General features: G+C 62.1%; 20 protein-coding genes and 1 pseudogene. 12 read left to right on the top strand and 9 right to left on the bottom strand.

Features of this window, described 5'->3' with window-relative positions:
• The first annotated feature begins 97 nt into the window (after window positions 1–97).
• From BFP96_RS16405 to BFP96_RS16450, 10 genes are all read left to right on the top strand, one after another.
• Window positions 98–1,957, top strand: a complete 1,860-nt coding sequence (locus BFP96_RS16405) for an extracellular solute-binding protein (RefSeq protein ID WP_065893085.1) — start codon at window positions 98–100, stop codon at window positions 1,955–1,957.
• Window positions 1,957–3,015, top strand: a complete 1,059-nt coding sequence (locus BFP96_RS16410) for a microcin C ABC transporter permease YejB (RefSeq protein WP_065893086.1) — start codon at window positions 1,957–1,959, stop codon at window positions 3,013–3,015. Before BFP96_RS16405 ends, BFP96_RS16410 begins: the two co-directional genes overlap by 1 nt.
• Complete coding sequence (locus tag BFP96_RS16415; RefSeq protein WP_065893087.1) at window positions 3,015–4,037, top strand: ABC transporter permease; 1,023 nt, start codon at window positions 3,015–3,017, stop codon at window positions 4,035–4,037. The genes BFP96_RS16410 and BFP96_RS16415 overlap by 1 nt, the downstream gene beginning before the upstream one ends.
• Before the next feature lie 10 nt (window positions 4,038–4,047).
• Window positions 4,048–5,619 (top strand): ABC transporter ATP-binding protein, encoded by a 1,572-nt coding sequence (locus tag BFP96_RS16420; protein ID WP_065936601.1) that lies wholly within the window; start codon window positions 4,048–4,050, stop codon window positions 5,617–5,619.
• A 154-nt stretch (window positions 5,620–5,773) separates the two neighbouring features.
• The gene (locus tag BFP96_RS16425) at window positions 5,774–7,174 is read left to right on the top strand and encodes a sigma-54 interaction domain-containing protein (RefSeq protein ID WP_065936602.1); all 1,401 of its coding nucleotides are present in this window, start codon (window positions 5,774–5,776) and stop codon (window positions 7,172–7,174) included.
• 284 nt (window positions 7,175–7,458) lie between these two features.
• Window positions 7,459–8,850 (top strand): GntP family permease, encoded by a 1,392-nt coding sequence (locus BFP96_RS16430; RefSeq protein ID WP_065893090.1) that lies wholly within the window; start codon window positions 7,459–7,461, stop codon window positions 8,848–8,850.
• A gap of 7 nt (window positions 8,851–8,857) precedes the next feature.
• Window positions 8,858–9,631 (top strand): 3-hydroxybutyrate dehydrogenase, encoded by a 774-nt coding sequence (locus BFP96_RS16435; protein WP_065893091.1) that lies wholly within the window; start codon window positions 8,858–8,860, stop codon window positions 9,629–9,631.
• Window positions 9,632–9,690: 59 nt separating this feature from the next.
• Entirely contained in the window at window positions 9,691–11,646 is a 1,956-nt protein-coding gene (locus BFP96_RS16440) for an acetoacetate--CoA ligase (protein WP_065936603.1), read from the top strand.
• A gap of 139 nt (window positions 11,647–11,785) precedes the next feature.
• Complete coding sequence (locus BFP96_RS16445; protein WP_065936604.1) at window positions 11,786–14,323, top strand: PAS domain-containing protein; 2,538 nt, start codon at window positions 11,786–11,788, stop codon at window positions 14,321–14,323.
• Between the two features lie 43 nt (window positions 14,324–14,366).
• Window positions 14,367–14,642, top strand: a complete 276-nt coding sequence (locus tag BFP96_RS16450; protein ID WP_010564624.1) for a peptidylprolyl isomerase — start codon at window positions 14,367–14,369, stop codon at window positions 14,640–14,642.
• A gap of 121 nt (window positions 14,643–14,763) precedes the next feature.
• On the opposite strand, the gene BFP96_RS16455 is transcribed toward BFP96_RS16450, so the two are convergent.
• From BFP96_RS16455 to BFP96_RS16490, 8 genes are all read right to left on the bottom strand, one after another.
• Entirely contained in the window at window positions 14,764–15,669 is a 906-nt protein-coding gene (locus tag BFP96_RS16455) for a sugar kinase (RefSeq protein WP_065936605.1), read from the bottom strand.
• A 109-nt stretch (window positions 15,670–15,778) separates the two neighbouring features.
• Complete coding sequence (locus BFP96_RS16460) at window positions 15,779–16,987, bottom strand: amino acid deaminase (RefSeq protein ID WP_065897789.1); 1,209 nt, start codon at window positions 16,985–16,987, stop codon at window positions 15,779–15,781.
• Window positions 16,988–16,996: 9 nt separating this feature from the next.
• Window positions 16,997–17,761: an IclR family transcriptional regulator gene (locus BFP96_RS16465; RefSeq protein ID WP_065887465.1), complete on the bottom strand. Its 765-nt coding sequence runs from the start codon at window positions 17,759–17,761 to the stop codon at window positions 16,997–16,999.
• Between the two features lie 168 nt (window positions 17,762–17,929).
• Window positions 17,930–18,319: a RidA family protein gene (locus BFP96_RS16470; RefSeq protein WP_010210958.1), complete on the bottom strand. Its 390-nt coding sequence runs from the start codon at window positions 18,317–18,319 to the stop codon at window positions 17,930–17,932.
• Window positions 18,320–18,334: 15 nt separating this feature from the next.
• Window positions 18,335–19,117, bottom strand: a complete 783-nt coding sequence (locus BFP96_RS16475) for an amino acid ABC transporter ATP-binding protein (RefSeq protein ID WP_065893096.1) — start codon at window positions 19,115–19,117, stop codon at window positions 18,335–18,337.
• On the bottom strand, window positions 19,114–19,776 hold the full coding sequence (locus tag BFP96_RS16480; RefSeq protein WP_065893097.1) for an amino acid ABC transporter permease: 663 nt from the start codon (window positions 19,774–19,776) through the stop codon (window positions 19,114–19,116). Before BFP96_RS16480 ends, BFP96_RS16475 begins: the two co-directional genes overlap by 4 nt.
• 11 nt (window positions 19,777–19,787) lie before the next feature.
• Window positions 19,788–20,450 (bottom strand): amino acid ABC transporter permease, encoded by a 663-nt coding sequence (locus BFP96_RS16485; RefSeq protein WP_017737242.1) that lies wholly within the window; start codon window positions 20,448–20,450, stop codon window positions 19,788–19,790.
• A 52-nt stretch (window positions 20,451–20,502) separates the two neighbouring features.
• Entirely contained in the window at window positions 20,503–21,351 is an 849-nt protein-coding gene (locus BFP96_RS16490; protein WP_065893098.1) for a transporter substrate-binding domain-containing protein, read from the bottom strand.
• A 278-nt stretch (window positions 21,352–21,629) separates the two neighbouring features.
• On the opposite strand from BFP96_RS16490, the gene BFP96_RS16495 reads away from it, so the two are divergent.
• Both BFP96_RS16495 and BFP96_RS29280 read left to right on the top strand, forming a co-directional pair.
• Window positions 21,630–21,878, top strand: coding sequence for a hypothetical protein (locus BFP96_RS16495; protein ID WP_065893099.1), 249 nt, complete (start codon window positions 21,630–21,632; stop codon window positions 21,876–21,878).
• Window positions 21,879–21,951: 73 nt separating this feature from the next.
• Window positions 21,952–22,233: pseudogene (locus tag BFP96_RS29280) on the top strand (thioredoxin family protein); the annotation flags it as partial.
• A 28-nt stretch (window positions 22,234–22,261) separates the two neighbouring features.
• Here BFP96_RS29280 and BFP96_RS16500 read toward each other — a convergent pair.
• A complete protein-coding gene (locus tag BFP96_RS16500) occupies window positions 22,262–23,830 on the bottom strand; it encodes a TerC family protein (RefSeq protein ID WP_065936606.1) in 1,569 nt (522 codons plus the stop codon).
• Window positions 23,831–24,275 lie beyond the last annotated feature (445 nt).

The raw sequence follows: 24,275 nt of genomic DNA on the forward strand, positions 1-24,275 counted from the left end.
GCCATTTGGTGGGCCGTTGTGCATGTGATGACTGACGACGCTTAAGCCGTTAACGTACCGCTCTCCCTTTCATGTTCATCCGCGCTCAAGGCTGATAATGCGACTGGCTTTTCCAAAACTGTTCAGCATCACCCTGGTCCTGTTCATGACAGGCACCGCCGTGATCGCGGCGCCACAAACGTCCCTCACGGTGTACGGCGAGCCGGCCAAATACCCCGACGGCTTCAGCCATTTCGACTATACCAACCCGGATGCGCCCAAGGGCGGGACCCTGCGCCGCTCGGCCATCGAGATCGGGCGCTTCGACCATGTGTTGCCGTATATCGACAAAGGCATCGGCGTTTCCCAGGTTGACGGCTGGCTGTACTCACCACTGGCCCAGCGCTCCCTGGACGAGCCCTACACCGTCTACGGCCTGGTTGCCGAGAAAATGGAGCGCGCCGATGACGGTCTGTCGCTGCGTTTTTTCCTCAACCCCAAGGCACGCTTTGCCGACGGCAAACCGATCACCGCCGAAGATGTGCGCTACAGCTTCGACTTGCTGATGACCCAAGGCAGCCTGCGTTTTCGCACGTTGTTCGCCGACGTCAAGCACGTCGAAGTCGAAGGTGAGCGCCAGGTCCGCTTCGATTTTTCCAGCAATGAAAACCGCACCCTGCCCCTGGATATCGCCACCCTGCCGGTCTTCCCGGAGCATTGGTGGAAGACCCGCGACTTCGCCAACGGCGGCGGTTATGAAGCGCCATTGGGCAGCGGCCCCTACACCGTCAGCAAGATCGACTCCGGCAGCACCATCACGTTTACCCGCGACCCGAATTGGTGGGGCAAGGACTTGCCCGTCAGCCGTGGCCTGTACAACTTCGATCACCTGAGCCTGGAGTATTTCGGCGACACCGAAGTGGCGCGCCAGGTCTTGCGCGGCGGCGCCTACGATTTCAACCGCGAATTTTCCGCCACCGGTTATTCCATCGGCTACAACGGTCCGGCCCTGGACGATGGTCGCCTGCAGCGCGCGCACTTGGCCAAGGAGATGCCGCAACCGGCCCAAGGTTATGTGTTCAACGTGCAAAAACCGATGTTCAAGGATCGCCGCGTACGCCAGGCGCTGGCGATGCTGTGGGACTTCGAATGGGCCAACCGGCAGATGATGCGCACTATGTATATCCGCCAGCAGAGTTTTTTCTCCAATAGCCCGCTGGCGGCCAGTCAACCGCCGACCAAGGAGGAACTGGCGATTCTTGAACCCTTGCGCGGCCAGGTGCCCGACGAGGTGTTCACCCAGGTGTTCAAGGCCCCGGTCACCGACGGCAGCGGCATGATCCGCGACAAACAGCTGCAAGCCCTGGCGCTATTGGAGGAAGCCGGCTGGAAACCGGACGGTGATAAACTGGTGAATGCCGAGGGCGAGCCGCTGGAGTTCACGTTCCTCAACACACAGAACGGCCTCGAACGTCTGCTGCTCCCTTACAAGCGTAACCTGGCGCAGATCGGTATTACCTTGAATATCCGTCGTATCGATTCTTCGCAGTACGTGAACCGGATCATGTCCCGGGACTACGACATGATCGTCGCCGGCTTCCCCGTCACCACGTCGCCCGGCATGGAGCTGTACAACTACTTCGGCTCGACCGCCGCCTTTGACCCCGGCGCGAATAACTACATGGTCCTCCAGGACCCGGCCGTCGACAGCCTGGTCAAGGGCCTGGTCAAGGCCGACACCCAGGCGCAGATGCTCACCTACGCCCATGCGCTGGACCGGGTGCTGCAATGGAATTACCTGTGGATCCCCAATTACTACCCGCCGGGCACCTCTGCCGCGTGGTGGAACCGCTTCGGCCGCCCGGCCATCGAGGCGAAGAACGACGAAGCCCTGGAAACCTGGTGGGAAATCAGCCCCACGCCGCTGACCAACGAGCAAATGAACGCTGAACTGAAAAAACGCGGAGGTGCGCGCTGATGTTTGCCTATATCGTGCGGCGCCTGCTGCTGATCATCCCGACCCTGGTGATTATCCTGCTGGTGAATTTCGTGATCGTGCAGGCCGCGCCGGGCGGGCCGGTCGAACAAGCCATTGCCCACCTGCAAGGCATCGGCGGGGGCGGTGTCGCAGGCGCTGCCGGGGAAAGCATCAGCGGCTCGCGAGCCAGCCGCGGCCTGGACCCGAAACTGATCAAGGACATCGAAAAGCAGTACGGCTTCGACAAGCCTGCGCCGGAACGCCTGTGGCTGATGCTCAGGAGCTACGCCCGACTGGACTTCGGCAACAGCTTCTTTCGCGGCGCAACGGTGATCGACCTGATCCTGGAAAAGATGCCTGTGACCATTTCCCTCGGTTTGTGGGCCACCTTGATTACTTACCTGGTATCTATTCCCCTGGGGATACGCAAGGCGGTGCGCCATGGCAGCAGCTTTGATGTATGGAGCAGCACCGCCATCGTGATCGGCTATGCCATGCCGGCGTTCCTGTTCGCGATGTTCCTGATCGTGGTGTTTGCCGGTGGCACTTCGCTGAACTGGTTCCCGGTGCGCGGCCTGGTGTCGGAGAATTTCGAAGAACTGAGCACCGTGGGCAAGATCGCCGACTATTTCTGGCACCTGGTATTGCCGGTCACGGCGCTGGTGATCGGCGGGTTCGCCACCCTGACCATCCTCACCAAGAACTCGTTCCTCAACGAAATCACCCGGCAGTACGTGGTGACCGCGCGCGCCAAGGGTTTGAGCGAACGTCGCGTGCTCTACGGCCATGTGTTTCGCAACGCGATGCTGCTGGTGATTTCCGGGATTCCCCAAGCGTTCATCAGCGTGTTCTTCGCCGGTTCGCTGCTGATCGAGGTGATCTTTTCCCTCGATGGCCTGGGCCGCATGAGCTATGAGGCAGCGGTGTCGCGGGATTACCCGGTGGTGTTTGGTTCGCTGTTTATCTTTACCCTGTTCGGCCTCTTGATAAAACTCATCGGCGACCTCTGCTACACCCTGGTGGACCCGCGTATCGACTTTGCCGCGAGGAACGCCTGATGCTCAATCTGTCTCCCGTGGCGCGCCGGCGTTTCGAGCGATTCAAGAGGAACCGTCGCGGCTGGTGGTCGCTGTGGCTATTTATCGGCCTGTTCATTCTGACGCTGGGCGGCGAGTTGATCGCCAATGACAAGCCCCTGGTGCTCAGCTTCAAGAACGAGCTGTATTTTCCCGTGTTCAAGCGCTACACCGAGCAGCAGTTCGGCGGCCAATTGCCGTTCCAGGCCGACTACCGCAGTGACTACGTGCAAAAGCTTATAAAGCAGGACGGCGGCTGGATGCTGTTTCCCCCCATCCCCTTCAGCGACGACACCCCCAACTACGAATTGACCCGCCCTGCCCCCAGCCCGCCGTCGACGGTGAACTGGCTGGGCACCGATGACCAGTCGCGGGATGTGCTGGCGCGAGTCATCTTCGGCGCGCGCGTGTCGATCCTGTTTGCCCTGGCGTTGACCGCGATCAGCGCAGCCATCGGCATCGCCGCCGGCGCGTTGCAGGGTTACTACGGCGGCTGGGTGGACTTGCTCGGCCAACGCATCCTGGAAGTGTGGTCGGGCCTGCCGGTGCTGTACCTGCTGATTATCCTGTCGGGGTTCGTCGAGCCGAATTTCTGGTGGCTGCTGGGGATCATGGCGCTGTTTTCCTGGCTGGCCCTGGTGGACGTGGTGCGCGCCGAGTTCCTGCGCGGGCGCAACCTGGAATACGTCAAGGCCGCACGCGCCCTGGGCCTGGGCGACGGCAAGATCATCGCCCGGCATATCCTGCCCAATGCCATGACCGCGACCTTGAGCTACCTGCCGTTCATCCTGACCGGGGCGATTTCGACCTTGAGCGCCCTGGACTTCCTCGGCTTCGGCATGCCGGCCGGCAGTGCTTCGCTGGGTGAGTTGATCGCCCAGGGCAAGCAGAACCTGCAAGCGCCGTGGCTGGGCCTGACGGCATTTTTCACCCTGGCGCTGATCCTGTCGCTGCTGGTATTTATCGGCGAGGCGTTGCGTGATGCCTTCGACCCTCGCTCATGAGTGATCGCGTATGAACCTGATTGAAATCCGTGACCTGAGCGTGGCGTTCGGCGACCAGACCGTGGTGCGCAAGGTGAGCCTGGACGTACGCCCAGGCGAATGCCTGGCGTTGGTGGGCGAGTCGGGCTCGGGCAAATCCGTGACCGCCCATTCGATCCTGCAATTGCTGCCCGAAGCCGGCGCGCACAGTACAGGCTCGGTGAAGTACCGCGGCCAGGAGTTGATGGGCGCGTCACCTGCGGCCCTGCAAAAGCTGCGCGGCAACCGCATTGCCATGATCTTCCAGGAGCCGATGACCTCGCTGAACCCGCTGCACACGGTCGAAAAGCAGATCGGCGAGACCCTGCTGCTGCACAAGGGCCTGGGCGGCAAGGCGGCGCAGGCGCGCATCCTCGAGCTGCTCGAGCTGGTGGGCATCCAGAAACCCCGGGAGCGGCTGAAGGCCTATCCCCATCAACTCTCCGGTGGCCAGCGCCAGCGGGTGATGATCGCCATGGCCCTGGCCTGCGAGCCGGAACTGCTGATTGCCGACGAACCCACCACCGCGCTGGACGTGACCGTGCAGCGCAAGATCCTGCTGTTGCTCAAGTCCCTGCAGCAACGCCTGGGCATGTCACTGCTGCTGATCAGCCATGACCTCAACCTGGTGCGCAGCATTGCCCAGCGCGTGTGCGTGATGCGCGCCGGGGAGATCGTCGAGCAGGCCGATTGCCAGACGCTGTTCACGTCGCCTCAACATCCTTACAGCCGCCTGCTGCTGGACGCCGAACCTTCGGGCGATGCGCTGTGCGGTGAAGAGCGCGAGACGGTCTTGCAGGTCGATGACCTGACCGTGCAGTTTCGCCTCGGCGGCGGACTGTTTCGGCCCAAGACCTACCTGCGCGCGGTGGACGGCATCAGCCTGAGCGTGCAACGGGGCAAGACCCTGGGGATTGTCGGCGAGTCCGGCTCGGGCAAGTCCACCCTCGGCCAGGCGATTCTGCGCTTGCTGGACTCCAGCGGCAGCATCCGCTTCCAGGGCCAGGCCCTCGACCCGCTCAACCATCAGCAGATGCGGCCGTGGCGCAAGCAGATGCAGGTGGTGTTCCAGGACCCCTATGGCAGCCTCAGCCCGCGCATGTCGGTGCAGCAGATCATCAGCGAGGGCCTGGAAGTGCATGCTCCGTGCAGCCTCGACGCGCGCGAAGCGCAGGTGATTCAGGTGCTCAAGGATGTAGGCCTGGACCCCGCCAGCCGCCATCGCTACCCCCATGAGTTTTCCGGCGGCCAGCGGCAACGTATCGCCATTGCGCGTGCGCTGGTGCTCAGGCCGGCGCTGATGCTGCTGGATGAACCCACCTCGGCGCTGGACCGTACGGTGCAAAAACAAGTGGTGGCGCTGCTGCGCGAACTGCAGGAGAAATACGGCCTGACTTACCTGTTCATCAGCCATGACCTGGCGGTGGTGCGTGCGATGGCCCACGATATGATCGTGGTCAAGGACGGCAAGGTGGTGGAGCGCGGTGCCAGTCATGATGTATTTGAGTCGCCGCAACACCCATATACAAAAGAATTACTGGCGGCCGCGCACATCCCGTTGTGAGATTGTTCCCACGCTCTGCGTGGTAACACAGCCAAGGACGCTCCGCGTCCCGCCAGGCACGCAAGTCCCCACGCCTTGTGCCAAGTGACGCGGAGCGTCACGGGAGGCATTCCCACGCAGAGCGTGGGAACGATCATTAACAGGATTTGTACCCATGAGTACCAGCCTCAAGGATTACCAACAGGTTCGTGGCCTGGCCATCCAGTCGCTGTTCGAGATCATCGAGCAGTCCAGCGAAGGCACGGTGATTGTCGATCGCGACGCGAATATCGTCTGGATGAACGAACGCTACGCCAGGCGTTTCGGCCTGCAGAGCGCCGAGCACGCCATCGGCCAACCCTGCGAGCAGGTGATCTCCAATAGCCTGCTGCGCCAGGTGGTGCGCAATGACCGGCCGATCCTGCTGGATATCCAGGACACGCCCAAGGGCCCGCTGGTGGTGATGCGCCTGCCGATCCACGACGAAGCCGGCGCGGTGATCGGTGCGATCGGGTTTGCGTTGTTCGATGAGCTGCGCAACCTGTCGCCGCTGATCGAGCGCTACCTGAGCCTGCAGCAGGAGCTGGCGTCCACCCGTTCGCTGTTGCGCTCGCGGCAAAGTAAATACAACTTCGCGCACTTTATCGGCACCAGCGCCGCCAGCCTTGACGTCAAGCGCCGCGCGCGGCGCAGTGCGAGCGCCGAGTCGCCGGTGCTGCTGCTGGGCGAAACCGGCATCGGCAAGGAACTGCTCGCCCAGGCCATCCACGGTGCGTCGCCTCGCGCCCACAAGGCGTTCGTCAGCATCAACAGCGCGGCGATTCCCCACGACCTGCTCGAAGCCGAGTTTTTCGGCACCGCGCCGGGGGCGTTCACCGGCGCCGACCGCAAGGGCCGGCCGGGCAAGTTCCAGATCGCCCAGGGTGGCACGCTGTTTCTGGATGAAATCGGCGATATGCCGATGCCCCTGCAAAGCAAGTTATTGCGGGTGCTGCAGGAAAAGGAATTCGAGCCGGTGGGTTCCAATGAGATGCTGCACAGCGATGTGCGGGTGATTGCCGCCACCTCCATGGACCTGGAGGCGGCGATCAAGCGTGGCGAATTCCGTGCAGACCTGTATTACCGCCTCAATGTCCTGCCGATCCAGGTACCGCCGTTGCGTGAACGGCTGGAGGACATCCCCGCGCTGAGCGAGGCGATTCTGGAAGAACTGCGCAGCCGCCACGAGTTAAGCCCTGAAGCGCTGACACTGTTGGCCCGGCACGCCTGGCCGGGCAATATCCGCGAGCTGCGCAATGTGCTCGAGCGGGCGGCGTTGTTGAGTGATGACCTGGTGTTGAGTGCCGGGGAGATTCGTGCGGCGATCGGTACGTTCAGCCCGGTGGCACGCGGTGCGGTGGCCACGGTTGAGGGTGAGACGTTTGCGGCGGCGCGGGCGCGGTTCGATCGACAGTTGATCGGTGAGGCCTTGCAGGCGTGCGCGGGGAATGTGGTGGAGGCTGCCAAGCGGCTGGGGCTGGGGCGGTCGACGCTGTACAAGAAAATGATCGCCCTGGGCCTCACCCAGTCTCCATAAAGAGACACAATTCTCAATATCAAGAAAATCCAATGTGGGAGGGGGCTTGCCCCCGATAGCAGTGTGTCAGGTTAAGCATATACACCTGATATACCGCCATCGGGGGCAAGCCCCCTCCCACATTGGAGCAGTGTTTGTCTCACTATTGAGATACGCTAAAAAAAATCAACGCAAGATCCTATAAATAACCTTTTATTTCAACAACTTAAATACTTGGCACACATCTCGCTATACCTCCCCCAAAGCCCCACCCCACAACAATAACAATCCGATGGAGACACACCATGAGTGTGATCATTGCCCTGGCAGCCCTGGCGCTGCTGATGCTGGCTGCCTACCGTGGCTACAGCGTCATCCTGTTTGCCCCAATCGCCGCCCTCGGCGCGGTGCTGCTCACCGACCCGTCCGCTGTCGCCCCGGCCTTTACCGGGGTGTTCATGGAAAAGATGGTCGGCTTTATCAAGCTGTATTTCCCGGTGTTCCTGCTCGGCGCGGTATTCGGCAAGCTGATCGAGCTGTCGGGCTTTTCGCGCTCGATTGTCGCCGCCGCCATTCGTGTGCTCGGTACGCGCCAGGCGATGCTGGTGATCGTGCTGGTCTGCGCCCTGCTCACCTACGGCGGCGTGTCGCTGTTCGTGGTGGTGTTTGCGGTGTACCCGTTTGCGGCGGAGATGTTCCGCCAGAGCAATATCCCCAAGCGCCTGATCCCGGCCACCATCGCCCTCGGTGCGTTTTCGTTCACCATGGACGCCCTGCCCGGCACGCCGCAGATCCAGAACATCATCCCCAGCACCTTCTTCAACACCACCGCGTGGGCGGCGCCGTGGCTGGGGCTGATCGGCACGATCTTCGTGTTCTGCGCCGGCATGCTGTACCTGGCACGCCAGCGCAACAAGGCCCAGCACGCAGGTGAAGGCTATGGCACCGAGCTGCGCAACGAACCGGAAACCGCCGAAAACCTGACCCTGCCCAACCCCTGGGTCGCGCTGTCGCCGCTGATTCTGGTGGGGGTGATGAACCTGCTGTTCACCCACTGGATCCCGCAGTGGTACGGCAAGACCCACAGCCTCAGCCTGCCCGGCATGAGCACCCCGGTGACCACCGACATCGCCAAGCTCACGGCGATCTGGGCGGTGCAGGCGGCGTTGCTGGTGGGGATTATCGTGGTGCTGGTGTTCGGCTTCTCGGCGATCAAGAGCAAGCTGGCCGAAGGCAGTAAAAGTGCAGTCAGCGGCGCGCTGCTCGCCGCCATGAACACCGCCTCGGAATATGGCTTTGGTGCGGTAATTGCGTCGTTGCCGGGCTTTCTGGTGCTGGCGGACTGGCTCAAGGGCATCCCCAACCCGCTGGTCAACGAAGCCATTACCGTGACCCTGCTGGCGGGGATTACCGGCTCCGCGTCCGGCGGCATGAGCATCGCCCTGGCGGCCATGTCCGAGAGCTTTATTTCAGCGGCCCATGCGGCCAATATCCCCCTTGAAGTGCTGCACCGGGTCGCGGCCATGGCCAGCGGCGGCATGGACACCCTGCCCCACAACGGCGCGGTGATCACGCTGCTGGCGGTGACCGGGCTGACTCACCGCGAAGCCTACAAGGACATTTTCGGCATCACGATCATCAAGACCCTCGCGGTGTTCGTGGTGATCGGTACTTTCTACGCCACCGGCATTGTGTGAGGTTTTCATGACGACATTGAACGGCAAGACGGCCCTGGTCACCGGCTCCACCAGCGGCATCGGCCTGGGCATTGCCCTGAGCCTGGCCAAGGCCGGCGCCAACCTGATCCTCAACGGCTTCGGTGACGCCGGCGCGGTGATCGCCCAGGTGCAGGCGTTTGGCGGCAAGGTCGGGCATCACCCGGCGGATGTCAGCGACCCGGCGCAGATCGCCGAGATGTTCGCCTATGCCGAGCGGGAGTTCGGCGGCGTCGACATTCTGGTCAACAACGCCGGCATCCAGCACGTGGCAGCGGTGGAAGACTTTCCGGTGGAACGCTGGGACGCGATCATCGCCATCAACCTGTCATCGGTGTTCCACGCCACCCGCCTGAGCCTGCCGGGCATGAAGGCCAGGGGCTGGGGACGCATCGTCAATATTGCCTCGGTGCATGGCCAGGTGGGTTCGGTGGGCAAGGCGGCTTATGTGGCGGCCAAGCACGGGGTCATCGGCCTGACCAAAGTCGTCGGCCTGGAAACCGCCACCAGCAGCGTGACGTGCAATGCCATTTGCCCAGGCTGGGTGCTGACCCCGCTGGTGCAGAAGCAGATAGATGATCGCGTGGCCAGTGGGGTGCAGCCGCAGCAGGCGCAGCAGGATCTGCTGGCGGAGAAGCAGCCGTCGCTGGCGTTTGTGACGCCGTCGCAGTTGGGTGAGTTGGTGTTGTTTTTATGCAGTGAGGCCGGCGCCCAGGTGCGGGGTGCGGCGTGGAATATCGATGGCGGCTGGCTGGCCCAATAACCCCAGACATTGGACTTGCTTCGCCTGACAAACCTCATATAAGAACAAGAGATCTCGCTATGTCCGACATCCTCTGGCAACCCTCCCCCGAACGCATCGCCAACACACGGATGGACCAGTTCCGACGTTTCATCAATGCTCGCCACGACGTGCAGCTCAGCGACTACCCCGCCCTGCACCAATGGAGCATCGACCAGCGCGCGGACTTCTGGCAGGCCATCGTGGCGTTCTTTGACGTGCACTTTCGCAGCCCGCCCAGCGCCACGTTGATCGAAGGCACCGAAATGCCCAGCGCCCAATGGTTTCCCGGCGCGACGTTGAACTTTGCAGAGCACCTGCTGCGCCGTCGCGACGACCACCCTGCCGTGATTGCCATCAGCGAAGACGGCCAGCGCGAACAACTGACCTACGCCGAGTTGGCCGCCCACGTGGCCGGCCTGCAAAACAGCCTGCGCGCGGCCGGAGTCGGCCTCGGTGACCGGGTGGCCGCGTGCATGCCCAACACCTGGCAAACCCTGGTCGGCATGCTCGCCACCACCAGCCTCGGGGCGATCTGGTCGTGCTCCTCACCGGACTTCGGCACCCAAGGCGTCATCGACCGATTCGGTCAGATCGAACCCAAGGTGCTGATCACCTGCGCCGGTTATCGCTATGCCGGCAAGACCCTCGACCAGAGCGCCAAGCTCAATGAAATCCTCGAACGGCTGCCGTCCCTGGAACAACTGATCATCGTGCCCTACGCCCGCCCGCAGGCGCAGGTCGGCGACTACCTGACCCAGGCCCGGGTCAGGCTGTGGGACGACGTCTACCAGGCCGGCGGCGAGCCTGAGTTTGTCGCGGTGCCGTTCGATCATCCGCTGTATATCCTCTATTCCAGCGGTACTACCGGCGTGCCCAAGTGCATCATTCACGGCAGCGGCGGCGTGTTGCTCACCCACCTCAAGGAACACGGCCTGCACGCCGACCTGTCCCGTGAGGACTGCCTGTTCTACTACACCACCTGCGGCTGGATGATGTGGAACTGGCTGGTGTCGGTGCTGGCGATTGGCGCTACGGCGGTGCTGTATGACGGCTCGCCGTTCCATCCCGGACCCGAGCGTTTGATCGACCTGATCGATGCGGAAAACATCAGTGTGTTCGGCACCAGCCCCAAGTTTCTCGTCACCCTGGAGAAAGCCGGGCTGCAGCCACGCCTGAGCCACCAGCTGAGCAGCCTGAAGGGCCTGATTTCCACCGGTTCGCCGTTGTCGCCCCAGAGTTACGACTATGTGTACCGCGAGATCAAGGGCGAGCTGTGCCTGTCGTCGATGTCCGGCGGCACCGATATCGTCTCCTGCTTCGTGATCGGCAACCCGGTGCTGCCGGTGCGCCGTGGCGAAATGCAGTGCAAGAGCCTGGGGATGGCCATTGAAGTGTGGGACGACCAGGGCCTGCCGCTGCTCGGCGAAAAAGGCGAACTGGTGTGTACCCGGCACTTTCCGGCCATGCCCATCGGGCTGTGGAACGATCCACAGCAGCACAAACTGCGCGCGTCGTATTTCAGCCAGTTCCCCGGCGTGTGGGCCCAGGGCGACTATGCCGAACAGCGTTCCAATGGCAGCCTGCTGATCCACGGCCGCTCCGACGCGGTGCTCAACCCTGGCGGCGTGCGCATCGGCACCGCCGAGATTTATCGCCAGGTGGAAAAAGTCCCGCAGGTGCTGGAAAGCCTCGCCATCGGCCAGCGCTGGCAGGACGATGTGCGCGTGGTGCTGTTTGTGCGCCTTGACCACGGTGTGCAACTGGATGAGGCGCTGGAGCAGCAGATTCGCCAGGTGATCCGTGCCAATACCACGCCGCGCCATGTGCCGGCGAAGATCCTCGCGGTCACGGATATCCCGCGCACCATCAGCGGCAAGATCGTCGAATTGGCAGTGCGCAACGTCGTGCACGGTGAGCCGGTGAAAAACACCGATGCGCTGGCCAATCCCCAGGCGCTCGAGCAATTTCGCGACCGCCCTGAGCTGGCTGGATAGATGAAAGGTTTCAGCGCTGACGCGGCGTTTTTGAAAAAATCCAAAAATGCATGCTATTTTCCGAGGTAGCCACCCGTGGTTCTCTCTAGGGATAATAGGTGTTGTCTTTTTTTCAAAGCGTCAAGCGCAGGGCTTTTTCATGAATGGAACATCCACCGGTAGCGAGGCCGCTGCACTGATCGAGCGGCTGGACTGGGCGCAAAGCCCCCTCGGTGAGGCCAGTGGCTGGCCGCAAAGTCTGCGCACCGCCGTGGATATCGTGGTGCATTCGCCCATGCCGATGCTGCTGCTCTGGGGCGATCAACTCATCCAGCTCTACAACGATGGCTTCGCCCTGCTGGCCGGCAACAAGCACCCCGACGCCCTCGGCCAGCCGGTACACACCACCTGGCCGGAACTGCAGGGCTTTGCCGCGCCGATCTACGACGCGGTGCTCGGTGGCCAGGTGCGGACCTTCAGCGAGCAATGTTTCGTGCTGCAGCGCAACCAGCGCGACACTGAAATCTGGCTCGACCTGACCTACAGCCCGGTGCGCGATGAAAGCGGCCGCGTGGCCGGCATCCTGGTCACCGCCATCGAAACCAACGAGCGGCGCAGCAAAACCCTCGAATTGCAGCAGCGTTCCGAAGACAGCCTCAAGGCCCAGCACAGCACCGAGCAGCGCCTGCAGCTGGCACTGGCGGCGACCGACGCGGTGGGCACCTGGGACTGGGACATCGGCGAAGACCGCTTTATCGCCGACGCGCATTTCGCTCACTTGCATGGCGTCGACCCGAATGACGCCGGCCTGTTGCCCATCAGCGCCTACCTGCTCGGCGTGCACCCCGAAGACCGTGGCACGGTCACGCGCAGCATCAAGCACTGCATCACCCACGGCACCGAATACGCCGAGGAATACCGCCTGCAGCAAGCCGACGGCCAGGTGCGCTGGGTGTTTGCCCGTGGCCGTTGCTACAAGGACCCGCACGGACGGCCGGCGCGGTTCCTTGGCGCCGCGCTCGACCTCACCGAGCGCAAGCACACCGAACAGGCGCTGCGTCAAAGCCAGACCGAGCTGCAACTGATCATCAACGCCATGCCGGTGTTGATCGGCTACGTCGACCACGAGCAGCGCTTTCGCCTGAACAACAGTGCCTACCTCGACTGGTACGGCCAAACGCCTCAAGAGCTGTACGGCAAGACCATCCGCGAAGTCATCGGCGACGACGTATACGCCGGACGCGCCGACAAGATCGCCGCCGCACTCAACGGCAAGGCGTGCAGTTTCATGACCGTCACGCCGCACCGCGACGGGCGCGCGCGCCATGCCTTGATGAAGTACCTGCCGCGCTTCAGCAACGACGGCTCGGTGAACGGTTTCTACATCTTTGTGATCGACGAGACCGAACGCAAGCTTACCGAAGAAGCCCTGCGCCATCTCAATGAGAACCTCGAAGAACGCGTGGCCCAGCGCACCCAGGCACTGGCCGAGGCCAACCAGCGCCTGCAGAATGAAATGTTCGAACGCGAACGGGCCGAAGACGCCTTGCGCCACGCGCAGAAAATGGAAGCGGTGGGCCAGCTCACGGGCGGTATCGCCCACGACTTCAACAATATGCTCACCGGTATCATCGGCAGCCTGGACCTGATGCAACGCTACATTGCCGACGGCCGCAGCGAGGACATCGGCCGCTTTGCCGATGCCGCCGTGACGTCCGCCCACCGCGCCGCCGCCCTTACCCACCGGCTGCTGGCGTTCTCACGGCGCCAATCGCTGGACCGACGCCCCACCGACCCCAACCAGCTGGTGGCGTCCCTGGAGGATCTCTTTCGCCGCACCAAGGGCGCGCATATCACCCTCACCGTGCAGCTTGGCAAAGACATCTGGCCGGTGAACACCGACGCCAGCCAACTGGAAAACGCCCTGCTCAACCTGGTGATCAACGCCCGCGATGCCATGCCCGACGGCGGCGAACTGCTGATCGAAACCGCCAACAGCTATCTGGACGGCACCGATATCACCACCCTGGAGCCGGTCAAGGCCGGCGACTACGTGATGCTCGGCGTGCGCGACAACGGCAGCGGCATGGCGCCGAAAATCCTCGCCAAGGCCTTCGATCCGTTCTTCACCACCAAACCCATCGGCCAAGGCACCGGCCTGGGCTTGTCGATGATCTACGGCTTCGCCCAACAGTCCGGGGGCCATGTGACTATCCAGAGCGAGCCCGGCCAGGGCACGTGCGTGCGCCTGTACCTGCCACGTCTGCATGGCACCGCGCTGGAAAGCAGCCTGCCGGCCAGCCTGGGCGAAGCCCCGGTGGCCCTGGCCGGAGAGGCCGTGGTGGTGGTCGAGGACGACCCGGCGGTGCGCATGCTGGTGGTCAACGTACTCGACGAACTGGGCTATACCGCTCATCAGGCGGCGGATGCCCGAGCCGCGCTGCCGCTGCTGGAGTCGGACCTGCGCGTGGATTTGCTGGTGACCGACGTCGGCCTGCCGGGCATGAACGGCCGGCAACTGGCAGAAATCGCCCGCCAGCATCGCCCGGGCCTGCGCGTGCTGTTTATGACCGGTTATGCGGAGAAAGCCGCTGAACGCCAGGGCTTCCTGGAGGACGGCATGGACATGGTCGCCAAGCCATTTTCCATCGACCTGCTGGCCACCAAAATCCGCAGCATGATCGGCGTCGAGGCCTGAGTTCAGGCATAATCGCGCGCCGTCGCACACCTGGTAGAGATCAATGAAAGCCCAAGCCCGCCATATCCTGGTGAAGACCAGCGAAGAAGCCGAACAGCTCAAGCAGCGCATTGCCAAGGGCGAAGCGTTTGACGTGCTCGCCAAGAAATACTCCACCTGCCCGTCGGGCAAGCGTGGCGGTGATCTGGGAGAGGTGCGGCCCGGGCAGATGGTAGGGGTGATCGATGCGGTGATCTTCAAGAAGCCGGTGAAGGTGGTGCATGGGCCGATCAAGAGCAAGTTTGGCTATCACCTGGTGCAGGTGTTTTACCGGGATTGAGGGGGTTGGCTTTACACCGCTATCGGGGGCAAGCCCCCTCCCACATTGGGCTGCATTCTTGCAGTTAAAACGCGGTTAACTGTGGGAGGGGGCTTGCCCCCGATCCGCCACAGGCGGCCATTCACCTCGGTATCAGCGCCCCCGGCACCTGAATCACCCGACTCGCCAGCCGATGCCCCGCCAACGCCGCCGCTTGCGGCGACCCACCCTTGAGCCGCCCGGCCAGGTACGCCGCACTGAACGAATCCCCCGCCGCCGTGGTGTCCACCACCTTCTCCACCGTCAATGCCGGCACGGCAAAACGCTCCCCCGCGCAACGAATCAAACACGCATCCGCCCCGCGCTTGAGCACCACCTCGGCAATCGCTGGATAGGCTGCAAACACCTGCTCGCTGTCCTCATAGCCAAACAGCGCGCGCTCGTCATCCTCGGTCAACAAGGCGATATCCACTTCGGCCAACACCTTGCGATAAGCCTCACGCGCCGCGTCCACATCGGCCCATAGCCGTGGCCGGTAGTTGTTATCGAACACCACCTTCCCGCCCCGGCGGCGGGTTTGCACCAGGGTGTCCAGCAAGCGTGCGCGCCCAACCTCACCCAGCACCGCCAGGGTGATGCCGCTGAAATACACCAGGTCATACTCCGGCAACGCCGCCAGGATCGGCTCGGCCGCAGGCGTGGTGAAGCAATCGCGCACGGCCGCTTCGTTGCGCCAGTAGAGAAACTTGCGCTCGCCATTGGCGTCGGTCTGAATGCAATACAAGCCCGGCAGGCGTCCGGGCAGGCGCTGGACCATGCCCAGGCCGATGCCCTCGGCTTGCCACTGCGCACACATTGAGTCGCTGAAGCTGTCGTCGCCCAGGGCGGTGACGTAGTCGACGCTGCCGATATCGCCCAGTTCGCGGCGCAGGTACACGGCGGTGTTCAGGGTATCGCCGCCGAAGCTCTGGTGCAGGCTGCCATCGGCGCGGTGTTGCAGTTCGATCATGCATTCGCCGATGAGGGCGATGCGCGGTTGGGTGGTCATGGCTGATTTCTCGGTGGGGCTGATGGCCTCATCGGGGTCAAGCCCCCTCCCACATTTGGAATGCATTCCCCTGTGGGAGGGGGCTTGCCCCCGATAGGCGCGACTCGGTCTAGAAGCAGGTACGCAGGGTCTCGATCACCCGCAGTTGCTCATCCACCAGGCAACCCACCTGCCACTTGTCGAACGTCAGGCAGGGATGGGAAGTACCCAGCGAAATGATGTCGCCAATGCGCAGTTCAACCCCCGGCGCCACGGTCATGAACGCATGCTGGTCCATCACGGCGGTCACCTGGCACGCGCTCACATCATCGCCCTCGGCCGGCACGATGCCGGCCTTGTAGCGTTTGAGCGGCACCGGCAGACCGGCGTCGTAGGCCACGTCGCGCTTGCCCAGGGCGATCACCGCAAAGCCGGGTTCGGGCAACGATTGCACATGGGCCCAGACTTCCAGCGCCGGGCGCAGGCCTTCGTCGAGGTCGCTGCGACGGTCCAGCACACAGCATTGCGCTTGCTTGTAGATGCCATGGTCGTGGGCCACGTAGCTGCCGGGACGCAACACACTGAGGAAGCGCCCGGCGGCATTCTGTTGCTCGAAGGATTCGGCGATCAGGTCATACCAGGCCGAACCCGATGCGGTGACGATAGGTTTGGGCAGGTCAAAAAAGCCGTTGTCTTGCAGGTCCACCGCCAGGCGTACCAGGCTGGCGGCGAAGTCCCGGATGCCGCTGATGGCGTGCTCGCCGTGGATCACGCCTTCGTAGCCTTCGATGCCGGTCAGGGCCAACGCAGGTTGAGCCTTGATCGCCTTGGCCAATTCGCGCACTTCCTGCTCGCTGCGGCAGCCGCACCGGCCACCGACCACGCCGTACTCGATCATCACGTTCAGGCGCAGGCCACGGGCGGCGAAGAACAGGCCCAGATCTGCGACGTTGTCCGGGTGATCGACCATGCAATGAAAGTCGAAATCCTGATCGGCCAGCAGGTCGGCAATCAACGCCATGTTCGGCGCGCCCACCAACTGGTTGGCCATCAGCACACGGCGCACGCCACCGGCATAGGCGGCGCGGGTCTGCACGGCGTTGGCCAGGGTAATGCCCCAGGCTCCGGCAGTGATCTGACGCTGGAACAAGGCGGGCATCATGCTGGTCTTGCCGTGGGGCGCCAACTGCGCGCCGCTGTTGCTGACAAAGTCCTGCATCCAGCGGATGTTGTGTTCCAGGGCTTCGCGGTGCAGCACCAGGGCCGGCAGGCTAACGTCGCGGACCAGATGGGCGCCAATGGCGGCGGCGCCTTTTTCAACGGCATTGAAGGCAGACATGGGAAATTCCTATTCGGTGATGCGCCGGGCCAGGCTGTTGGCGCTGTCGATCAGCACCCGGCGATAGTCGTGGTAGTTTTTGCTCGCATCGGCCCGAGGGGCAACGATGCACAGCGTCGCGATGCTGATGCCCTGGGCGTCGCGCACCGGGGCGGCAAAGCAGTGGGTAAAGGTGTCGGCCACACTGTCGAAGGAGAAGAACCCGTCGAGGGTGGCCTGGCGGATCTGTGCCAGGAAGGTCTCCAGGGGCAGGCGCAGGCCATCCGGCAGGATGAAATCGTCGGGGTCGATCAGGTCGATGATCTGCCGGTCGCTCAAATGCCCCAGCAGCAGGCGCCCGGAAGCGGTCCAGGGGATCGGCGCGTTTTCACCGATATCCGACGAAATACGGAAATGCCGCTGGCCTTCGCGCATCAGCGCCACGGTGTACTTGCGCCCGTTGAGCAGGCACATCTGCGCGGTTTCATGGGTCTGGCTGACGATTTCCTGCAAGGCGTGGTCGGCCTCGCGGGTCAGGTCGAAGTGGCGCAGGTGCGCCTGGCCGAGGAAATACAGCTGGCGCCCGAGGTAGACGTGACCGTCCTTGCCCACGGTTTCCAGGATGCGCCGTTCGAGCAGCGAGGCGACCAGTTCATAGACCGTGGACTTGGGGCTGCCGATGCCACTGGCGATATCATTCGGGCGCAGCGGCTGGCCGACCTCCTTGAGAAAATCGAGGATATCGAACGCACGGTCCAGGCCCTTGGCGCGGCGTTTGATGGTGTCTTCGGTCATGGCGGTTCCGGTCCAGTCTTGGGTGTGTGCTACACAGTGATCCCCTGTGGGAGGGGGCTTGCCCCCGATTGCAGTGTGTCAGTCCATACATCTGTTACTGATACACCGCTATCGGGGGCAAGCCCCCTCCCACATTGGAGTTGCTGTGGTCTTGAGAATGGGGCCAATTTAGCCCTTTTTCTTGTAGGCCACGCAATCGATCTCCACCTTGCAATCGACCATCATGTTCGCCTGCACGCAGGCTCGCGCGGGGGCGTGTTCCGGGGTGAAGTATTCACCGAACACCTTGTTGAAACTCCAGAAGTCCCGTGGGTCTTCCAGCCACACGCCGACACGCACCACGTCTTTCAATTCGTAGCCGGCCTCTTCAAGGATCGCCACCACGTTGCGCATGGTTTGGCGGGTTTGCTCGATGATCCCGCCAGTGATGATTTCGCCGTCCACCGCAGGCACCTGGCCTGAGACGTACAACCAGCCGTCCGCTTCCACTGCGCGGGCGAAGGGACGTGGCTGGCCGCCGCCGGCAGTACTGCCGGCACCGTAACGAGTAATGCTCATAAAATAGCTCCTTGATTAAAAACGAATGTTCTTGAGAAATTCCGCCAGTCGCGGCGACTGCGGGCGTTCGAAAATATCCTTGGCGCTGCCCTGCTCTTCAATGCGCCCCTGGTTCATGAAAACGATTTTGTCGGACACTTCATAGGCAAAGCGCATTTCGTGGGTGACCAGCAACATGGTCATGCCCTCCTCCGCCAGTCCCTTGATCACGCTGAGCACTTCGCCTACCAGTTCCGGGTCGAGGGCCGAGGTCACTTCGTCGAAGAGCATCAGGCTGGGGTTCATGGCAATCGCCCGCGCAATCGCCACGCGCTGTTGCTGGCCGCCGGACAACTGACCGGGAAAGTGATTGCGACGCTCCAGAAGTCCCACGCGGTCGAGCCATTTTTCCGCGAGCGACACCGCCTCGTCCTTAGGCATTTTCTTAACTTTCAACAAGCCCAACGTCACGTTCTGCAAGGCGGTCAAATGCGGGAACAGGTTGAACTGCTGGAACGCCATGCCGGTCATGGCGCGGTGCTGGGCGATCACGCGCTCGGGATGGCGCACGCGCTTGCCGGCCACGTCGCTGTAACCAATGGACTCGCCGTCCAGGGTTATCTGCCCGCCCTGGAATTCTTCCAGCAGGTTGACGCAACGCAACAGGGTGGTCTTGCCCGAGCCGCTGGAGCCGATCAGGGTCACCACGTTGCCGCGCTGCAGGCTCAGGTCGACGCCCTTGAGCACTTCCACTGCCCCGTATTGCTTGCGCAGGCCACGAATATTCAGCAGCGGTTCGGTTGTTTGAAGTTGATTCATGGCAAGGCCACCCGCTTTTCTATGTAGCGCCCGAATAATTCAATGGCGTAGTTGATGACAAAGAACATGAAGCCTGCGAACAGGTAGAACTCCAGGGTCATGAAGGTGCGTGCGATGACTTGCTGGGTGCTCAGCAGCAACTCGGCCACGCCGATGACCGAGAGCAGGGTCGAGGCCTTGACGATTTCCGTGGAGGAATTGACCCAGGTCGGCAGGATCTGCCGCAGCGCCTGGGGCAACAGCACGTAGCCCAGGGACTGGTAGAACGTCAGGCCAATCGCCTTGCCCGCTTCCAGTTGCCCACGGGGAATGGCCTGCAGCGCACCGCGCACGATTTCCGCGACGTGGGAGCCACAGAACAGCGTGAGCCCGACGGCGCCGGCCTGGAACGCGCTGATCTGCCAGCCGAGCGCCGGCAGCATGTAGAAACACGCCAACACCAGCACAAACACCGGCGTGCCGCGAATCAGGTCGACATACAGACGGAACGGCGCACGCATCCAGAACTTGCCGTAAGTGAGCACCATCCCGGCGCAGATACCGATCAGGGTGCCGAAGAGAATTGCCAGCGCCGAGCAATAGATACTGGTCTGAAATCCCGCCCACAGCGTCTCCCGGGCAATCCACAATTCATGCAGCCAACTGGGGGATTCGTACATGGAAACCCTCCTTAACGACGAATCGCCAGACGCTGTTCCAGGTAACGGAGCAGCATGGCAATGAGGTAACAGGCAGCCACGTAGAGCGCGGTCGTGACCAGCCAGGTTTCAATCACCCGGTAGCTTTCGACGTTGATCTTGCGGGCGTAATAGGTCAGCTCCGGCACCGCAATCGCAGCGGCCAGGGACGTGTCCTTGAACAGCGAGATAAAGTTGTTAGACAGCGCCGGCAGCACGTTGCGCAGCATCACCGGCACGGTGATATAGGCGCGGATACGCCACTCACCCAGGCCAATCGCCAAGCCGGCTTCGCGCAGGCCCTTGGGAATGTTCAACAGCCCGGCGCGGAATACCTCGGTCAAATAGGCCCCGGCATACAGCGACAGAGTAATGATGAACGAAGGAATTTTATCCAGGCGAATCCCCAGCGACGGCAAGGCGAAGTAGATCAACAGGATCAACACCAGGATCGGCGTGTTGCGCACCACCGTCACGTACACCGAAGCGAAGATGCGCAACGCGCGGTGCCTGGACAGCATGGCAAACGCCATCAGCAGGCCGATCACGCAGCCGATGGCGATCGACAGCAGGGCCAATTGCAGACCCAGGCCGAGACCCGCCAGCAAGGTGTCGAAATCACGCCATACGGCGGCAAAGTTCAACTGATAGTTCATGGTCGGCACTACCTGAATGGGGCGCCATCACGCGCGCCCCGATTGTTGCGGATCACTTGAATTCCACGGGAAAACCAATCGCCGGCTCCGGCAGGTCAACGCCGAACCATTGCTTGAACGAGGCCTTGTAGGTGGGGAATTCGACGCCGGTCATGGCTTCATGCAGCGCGGTATTGACGAAGTTCAGCCAGTCCTGGTCGCCACGCTTGACCGCACACGCGTAGGTCTGCGGGCTCCAGGCGTAGGTCGGGCTGCGATAGCGGCCAGGGTTTTGCACCATCAGGTATTTGACCGAGGACTGATCGGTGGCGGCGGCATCGGCACGACCGGAGTTCACGGCCTGGTACATCAGGTCGACGCTGTCGTACTGGTCGACCTTGGCCTTGGGCAGCGCCTGGTGCACCAATTCCTCGGCATACACGTTCTGCAGCACGGCCACGGTGACGCCATCGCCCGCCGCCTGCAGGTCCTCGATTTCCTTGTACTTGCTGGTGTTCGGCAGCAGCAGGCCGACGCCTTCGCGGTAGTACGGCAGGGTGAAGGCCACCTGCTGCGCACGGCTGGCGGTGACGGTGATGAACTGGCAACTCATGTCGACCTTGTCGGTCAGCAGGTTGGGAATCCGCGCGTCGGACGACTGCACCACGAACTCGACCTTGCTCGGGTCATTGAACAGGCCCTTGGCGACGATGCGGCCAATGTCGATATCGAACCCCTGCAACTTGCCATCCGCTCCCTGGAAGTGCCACGGCGCATTAGTACTGCCTGTACCCACGATCAGGTGCCCACGCTTGAGCACGTCATCGAGTTTGCTGTCCGCCGCCTGCGCGAGGCTGGCGACGCACGCCGAGGCGGCGAAGAGAAAAACACACGCTTTGAACACGGAAGGTCGGTGATGCATGACAAGCACTCCAGGAGATGTGTATTCCGCTATACCGGAACTTGGTATGTAACAACGGAATAGACAGCAGAAAGTGTGCCATATGCTTTCAGGGAAAAATACGCACGAGAGAAATTGTTTATGGATCAGCAGGATAGCGATTGAAGAACGCAGCGGCGTTGCGCCATCACCCCATCAGGCTGCTACCGGTTGCCCCACAACGGTGTTACTGCGCACCAACTGTGCACCGTTGGGCTAACCTGTAGAGCGAGCAAGCCCCTACATGGAGGAACCCCCGGATGAAATTGAGCCTTGGCCTGTTAATGCTGTGCTATCTGGTGGCCGGCAACGCGCTGGCGAGCAACGACCGCCGCGACTGCAAGGAACAACTGCGCAAACTCAAGGAAGCCTTCGATACCAACTACACCAGCCAGAATCACCATGCCTACCGCGAGGCCAAAGCGTCCCGTGACAACGAGGAATACCGAAAATGCGCCAGCCAGGCGCGCAAGGCACGGGAACGGCTGGAGCGTCAGCCCGACCTGTGAAGGTTGACAGTAGACGGGGCTGAATCACCGGCCTAGCGTTGGCAACAACCAACGCCGTCGACAGGAGATCACCATGGGCGCAGCCACGCGAACGATATCCAGTGCCAAGGACTTCCAGCGCGTACTGAATACACCGCGCCCCGTGTTCATTCTGTTCGTCTCGGAGCACTGCCCGGCCTGCGCCAGTGCAGCCCCGTTGTTCGAACGAGTCGCCTGGCGCCATCCGTGGATAGTCAGCATGGTGCTCGATTGTGCCCATACCCCGAGGCACCCTGACGTCACGGGCACTCCCACGCTGTTGATCTACGAACATGGCGCCAGGGTGGAGCTGCACAAGGGTTTCGGCCCCGTGGAGCAACAACAGCAGTATGTGGACAGCCTGTTCAGTCGCTTTGACCGGAGCAAGGCTGCAAGACCACCTGCGTCACCCGACGCTCTTCAACCGCGGCCACCGTCAATCGCCAGCCTTGATGTTCCAGACTATCGCCTACCACCGGCAGACGATCGAGCAGGCTCATCAGCAGGCCAGCCAGTGTCTGATAATCCTCGGTCGCCACGGCCTTGAAGCCGGTGCGCTGACCGACCTGGCTCAGGTTCAAGGCGCCACTGGCACGAAAACCGTCGCCTTCCTCGACGATATCCGGACCCTCGATTTCACTGGCGTCCGGCAATTCACCGGCGATGGACTCCAGGATGTCGGTCATGCTCAACACCCCCATAAAATCGCCGAATTCGTTAATCACAAAGGCGATGTGCGTGGATTCCTGACGCATCTGTTCCAGGGCGTTGAGGATCGAAAAGCTCTCCAGCAGGTTGATCGCACGGCGCGCCAGATGGGCAAGATTCGGCTCGTTGCCGGCCAGGTATTCCTTGAGCAATTCCTTTTTGTGCACGAAACCCAGGGGCTCATCGACCGCACCGTTACGGATCAACGGCAGCCGCGAGTAGGACGAGTGCATCAGTTTCAGGCGGATGCTCTCGGGATCGTCCGCCAGATCGATACAGTCGACCTTGGCCCGTGGCGTCATCAATGTGCGGATCGGTCGCTCAGCCAGTTGCAGCACACCACTGATCATCACGCGCTCGCGTCGATCGAACAACGGGCCTTGCGCAGCATCCGACGCGTCCAGCAGGTCGGCCACCTCTTCACCGACCTCCTCCACCGCCAGGCCGCGACCGCCGAGCAGGCGCATCACCGCTTGGGCGGTGCGCTCGCGCACCGGCAATACGCCTTGCGCCGACTTCTTGCGCCGCGAACGGGCGATCTGGTTGAACACTTCAATCAGAATCGAGAAGCCGATCGCCGCGTACAGGTAGCCTTTGGGGATATGAAAGCCCAGGCCTTCGGCAGTCAGCGCGAAGCCGATCATCATCAAAAAGCCCAGGCACAGCATGATCACCGTCGGGTGGGCGTTGACGAAGCGGGTCAGCGGCTTGCTCGCCACGATCATCAGGCCGATGGACACGATCACCGCGATCATCATCACCGCCAGCTCATCGACCATGCCCACGGCGGTAATCACCGCATCCAGGGAGAACACCGCGTCGAGCACCACGATCTGCGCCACGATCGGCCAGAACATCGCATAGGCCACGTTGCCCTTGTGCTGGGCCACATGCCCTTCCAGGCGTTCATGCAACTCCATGGTGGCCTTGAACAACAGGAATACACCGCCAAACAGCATGATCAGGTCACGCCCGGAGAAACTCTTGTCGAACACCTCGAACAGCGGCTGGGTCAGCGTCACCAGCCAGGAAATACTTGCCAGCAGGCCCAGGCGCATCAGCAAAGCCAGGGACAAACCGATCAGCCGCGCACGGTCGCGCTGTTCAGGCGGCAATTTGTCCGCGAGGATCGCGATAAACACCAGGTTGTCGATGCCCAGTACCAGTTCCAGCACAATCAAGGTCGCAAGGCCGAGCCAGGCCGTTGGATCCGCTAACCATTCCATCTATGGGTTCTCTGTATTCAAGTGGTTCAGAATGCCGGACACGGCAAAACGCGGTCACTGGACCGGGACAAGGTTAGTCGACGAAATACGGGGTGTACGAGCGGGAACAGAGACAGCGGGTGTCTTGGGGAAAGACGACTGGGGGGCTCCGAGAGGGTGTTCATGCAAGTCCTGAAATAACGAAAGGACTTGAATCCTACAACCCAAATACAAATTTCCTACAATGCAAAACTATTACAAAACCTGTCCTCCTGACTTATATAAAACCAATGTGGGAGGGGGCTTGCCCCCGATGGCGGCCTCTGGGCCGACCAGGGTGTTGGATTGGAACGAGTACATATCCATTATTTAGGTAACGGCTGCTTAGGGTTCCGCCCTGACGGCGGCTCACTTTTGAAAAGCGCAAAAGTAAGCAAAACGCTCTTGCCCCACCACTCGGCACCTC

Source organism: Pseudomonas sp. 34 E 7, from assembly GCF_900005715.1.
GTDB classification, from domain to species: domain Bacteria; phylum Pseudomonadota; class Gammaproteobacteria; order Pseudomonadales; family Pseudomonadaceae; genus Aquipseudomonas; species Aquipseudomonas orientalis_A.

Excerpts from the sequence above, each read along its gene's own strand:
- BFP96_RS16405 (WP_065893085.1), top strand. The coding sequence starts at position 98 with ATGCGACTGGCTTTTCCAAAACTGTTCAGCATCACCCTGGTCCTGTTC.
- BFP96_RS16410 (WP_065893086.1), top strand. The coding sequence starts at position 1,957 with ATGTTTGCCTATATCGTGCGGCGCCTGCTGCTGATCATCCCGACCCTG.
- BFP96_RS16415 (WP_065893087.1), top strand. The coding sequence starts at position 3,015 with ATGCTCAATCTGTCTCCCGTGGCGCGCCGGCGTTTCGAGCGATTCAAG.
- BFP96_RS16420 (WP_065936601.1), top strand. The coding sequence starts at position 4,048 with ATGAACCTGATTGAAATCCGTGACCTGAGCGTGGCGTTCGGCGACCAG.
- BFP96_RS16425 (WP_065936602.1), top strand. The coding sequence starts at position 5,774 with ATGAGTACCAGCCTCAAGGATTACCAACAGGTTCGTGGCCTGGCCATC.
- BFP96_RS16430 (WP_065893090.1), top strand. The coding sequence starts at position 7,459 with ATGAGTGTGATCATTGCCCTGGCAGCCCTGGCGCTGCTGATGCTGGCT.
- BFP96_RS16435 (WP_065893091.1), top strand. The coding sequence starts at position 8,858 with ATGACGACATTGAACGGCAAGACGGCCCTGGTCACCGGCTCCACCAGC.
- BFP96_RS16440 (WP_065936603.1), top strand. The coding sequence starts at position 9,691 with ATGTCCGACATCCTCTGGCAACCCTCCCCCGAACGCATCGCCAACACA.
- BFP96_RS16445 (WP_065936604.1), top strand. The coding sequence starts at position 11,786 with ATGAATGGAACATCCACCGGTAGCGAGGCCGCTGCACTGATCGAGCGG.
- BFP96_RS16450 (WP_010564624.1), top strand. The coding sequence starts at position 14,367 with ATGAAAGCCCAAGCCCGCCATATCCTGGTGAAGACCAGCGAAGAAGCC.
- BFP96_RS16455 (WP_065936605.1), bottom strand. The coding sequence starts at position 15,669 with ATGACCACCCAACCGCGCATCGCCCTCATCGGCGAATGCATGATCGAA.
- BFP96_RS16460 (WP_065897789.1), bottom strand. The coding sequence starts at position 16,987 with ATGTCTGCCTTCAATGCCGTTGAAAAAGGCGCCGCCGCCATTGGCGCC.
- BFP96_RS16465 (WP_065887465.1), bottom strand. The coding sequence starts at position 17,761 with ATGACCGAAGACACCATCAAACGCCGCGCCAAGGGCCTGGACCGTGCG.
- BFP96_RS16470 (WP_010210958.1), bottom strand. The coding sequence starts at position 18,319 with ATGAGCATTACTCGTTACGGTGCCGGCAGTACTGCCGGCGGCGGCCAG.
- BFP96_RS16475 (WP_065893096.1), bottom strand. The coding sequence starts at position 19,117 with ATGAATCAACTTCAAACAACCGAACCGCTGCTGAATATTCGTGGCCTG.
- BFP96_RS16480 (WP_065893097.1), bottom strand. The coding sequence starts at position 19,776 with ATGTACGAATCCCCCAGTTGGCTGCATGAATTGTGGATTGCCCGGGAG.
- BFP96_RS16485 (WP_017737242.1), bottom strand. The coding sequence starts at position 20,450 with ATGAACTATCAGTTGAACTTTGCCGCCGTATGGCGTGATTTCGACACC.
- BFP96_RS16490 (WP_065893098.1), bottom strand. The coding sequence starts at position 21,351 with ATGCATCACCGACCTTCCGTGTTCAAAGCGTGTGTTTTTCTCTTCGCC.
- BFP96_RS16495 (WP_065893099.1), top strand. The coding sequence starts at position 21,630 with ATGAAATTGAGCCTTGGCCTGTTAATGCTGTGCTATCTGGTGGCCGGC.
- BFP96_RS16500 (WP_065936606.1), bottom strand. The coding sequence starts at position 23,830 with ATGGAATGGTTAGCGGATCCAACGGCCTGGCTCGGCCTTGCGACCTTG.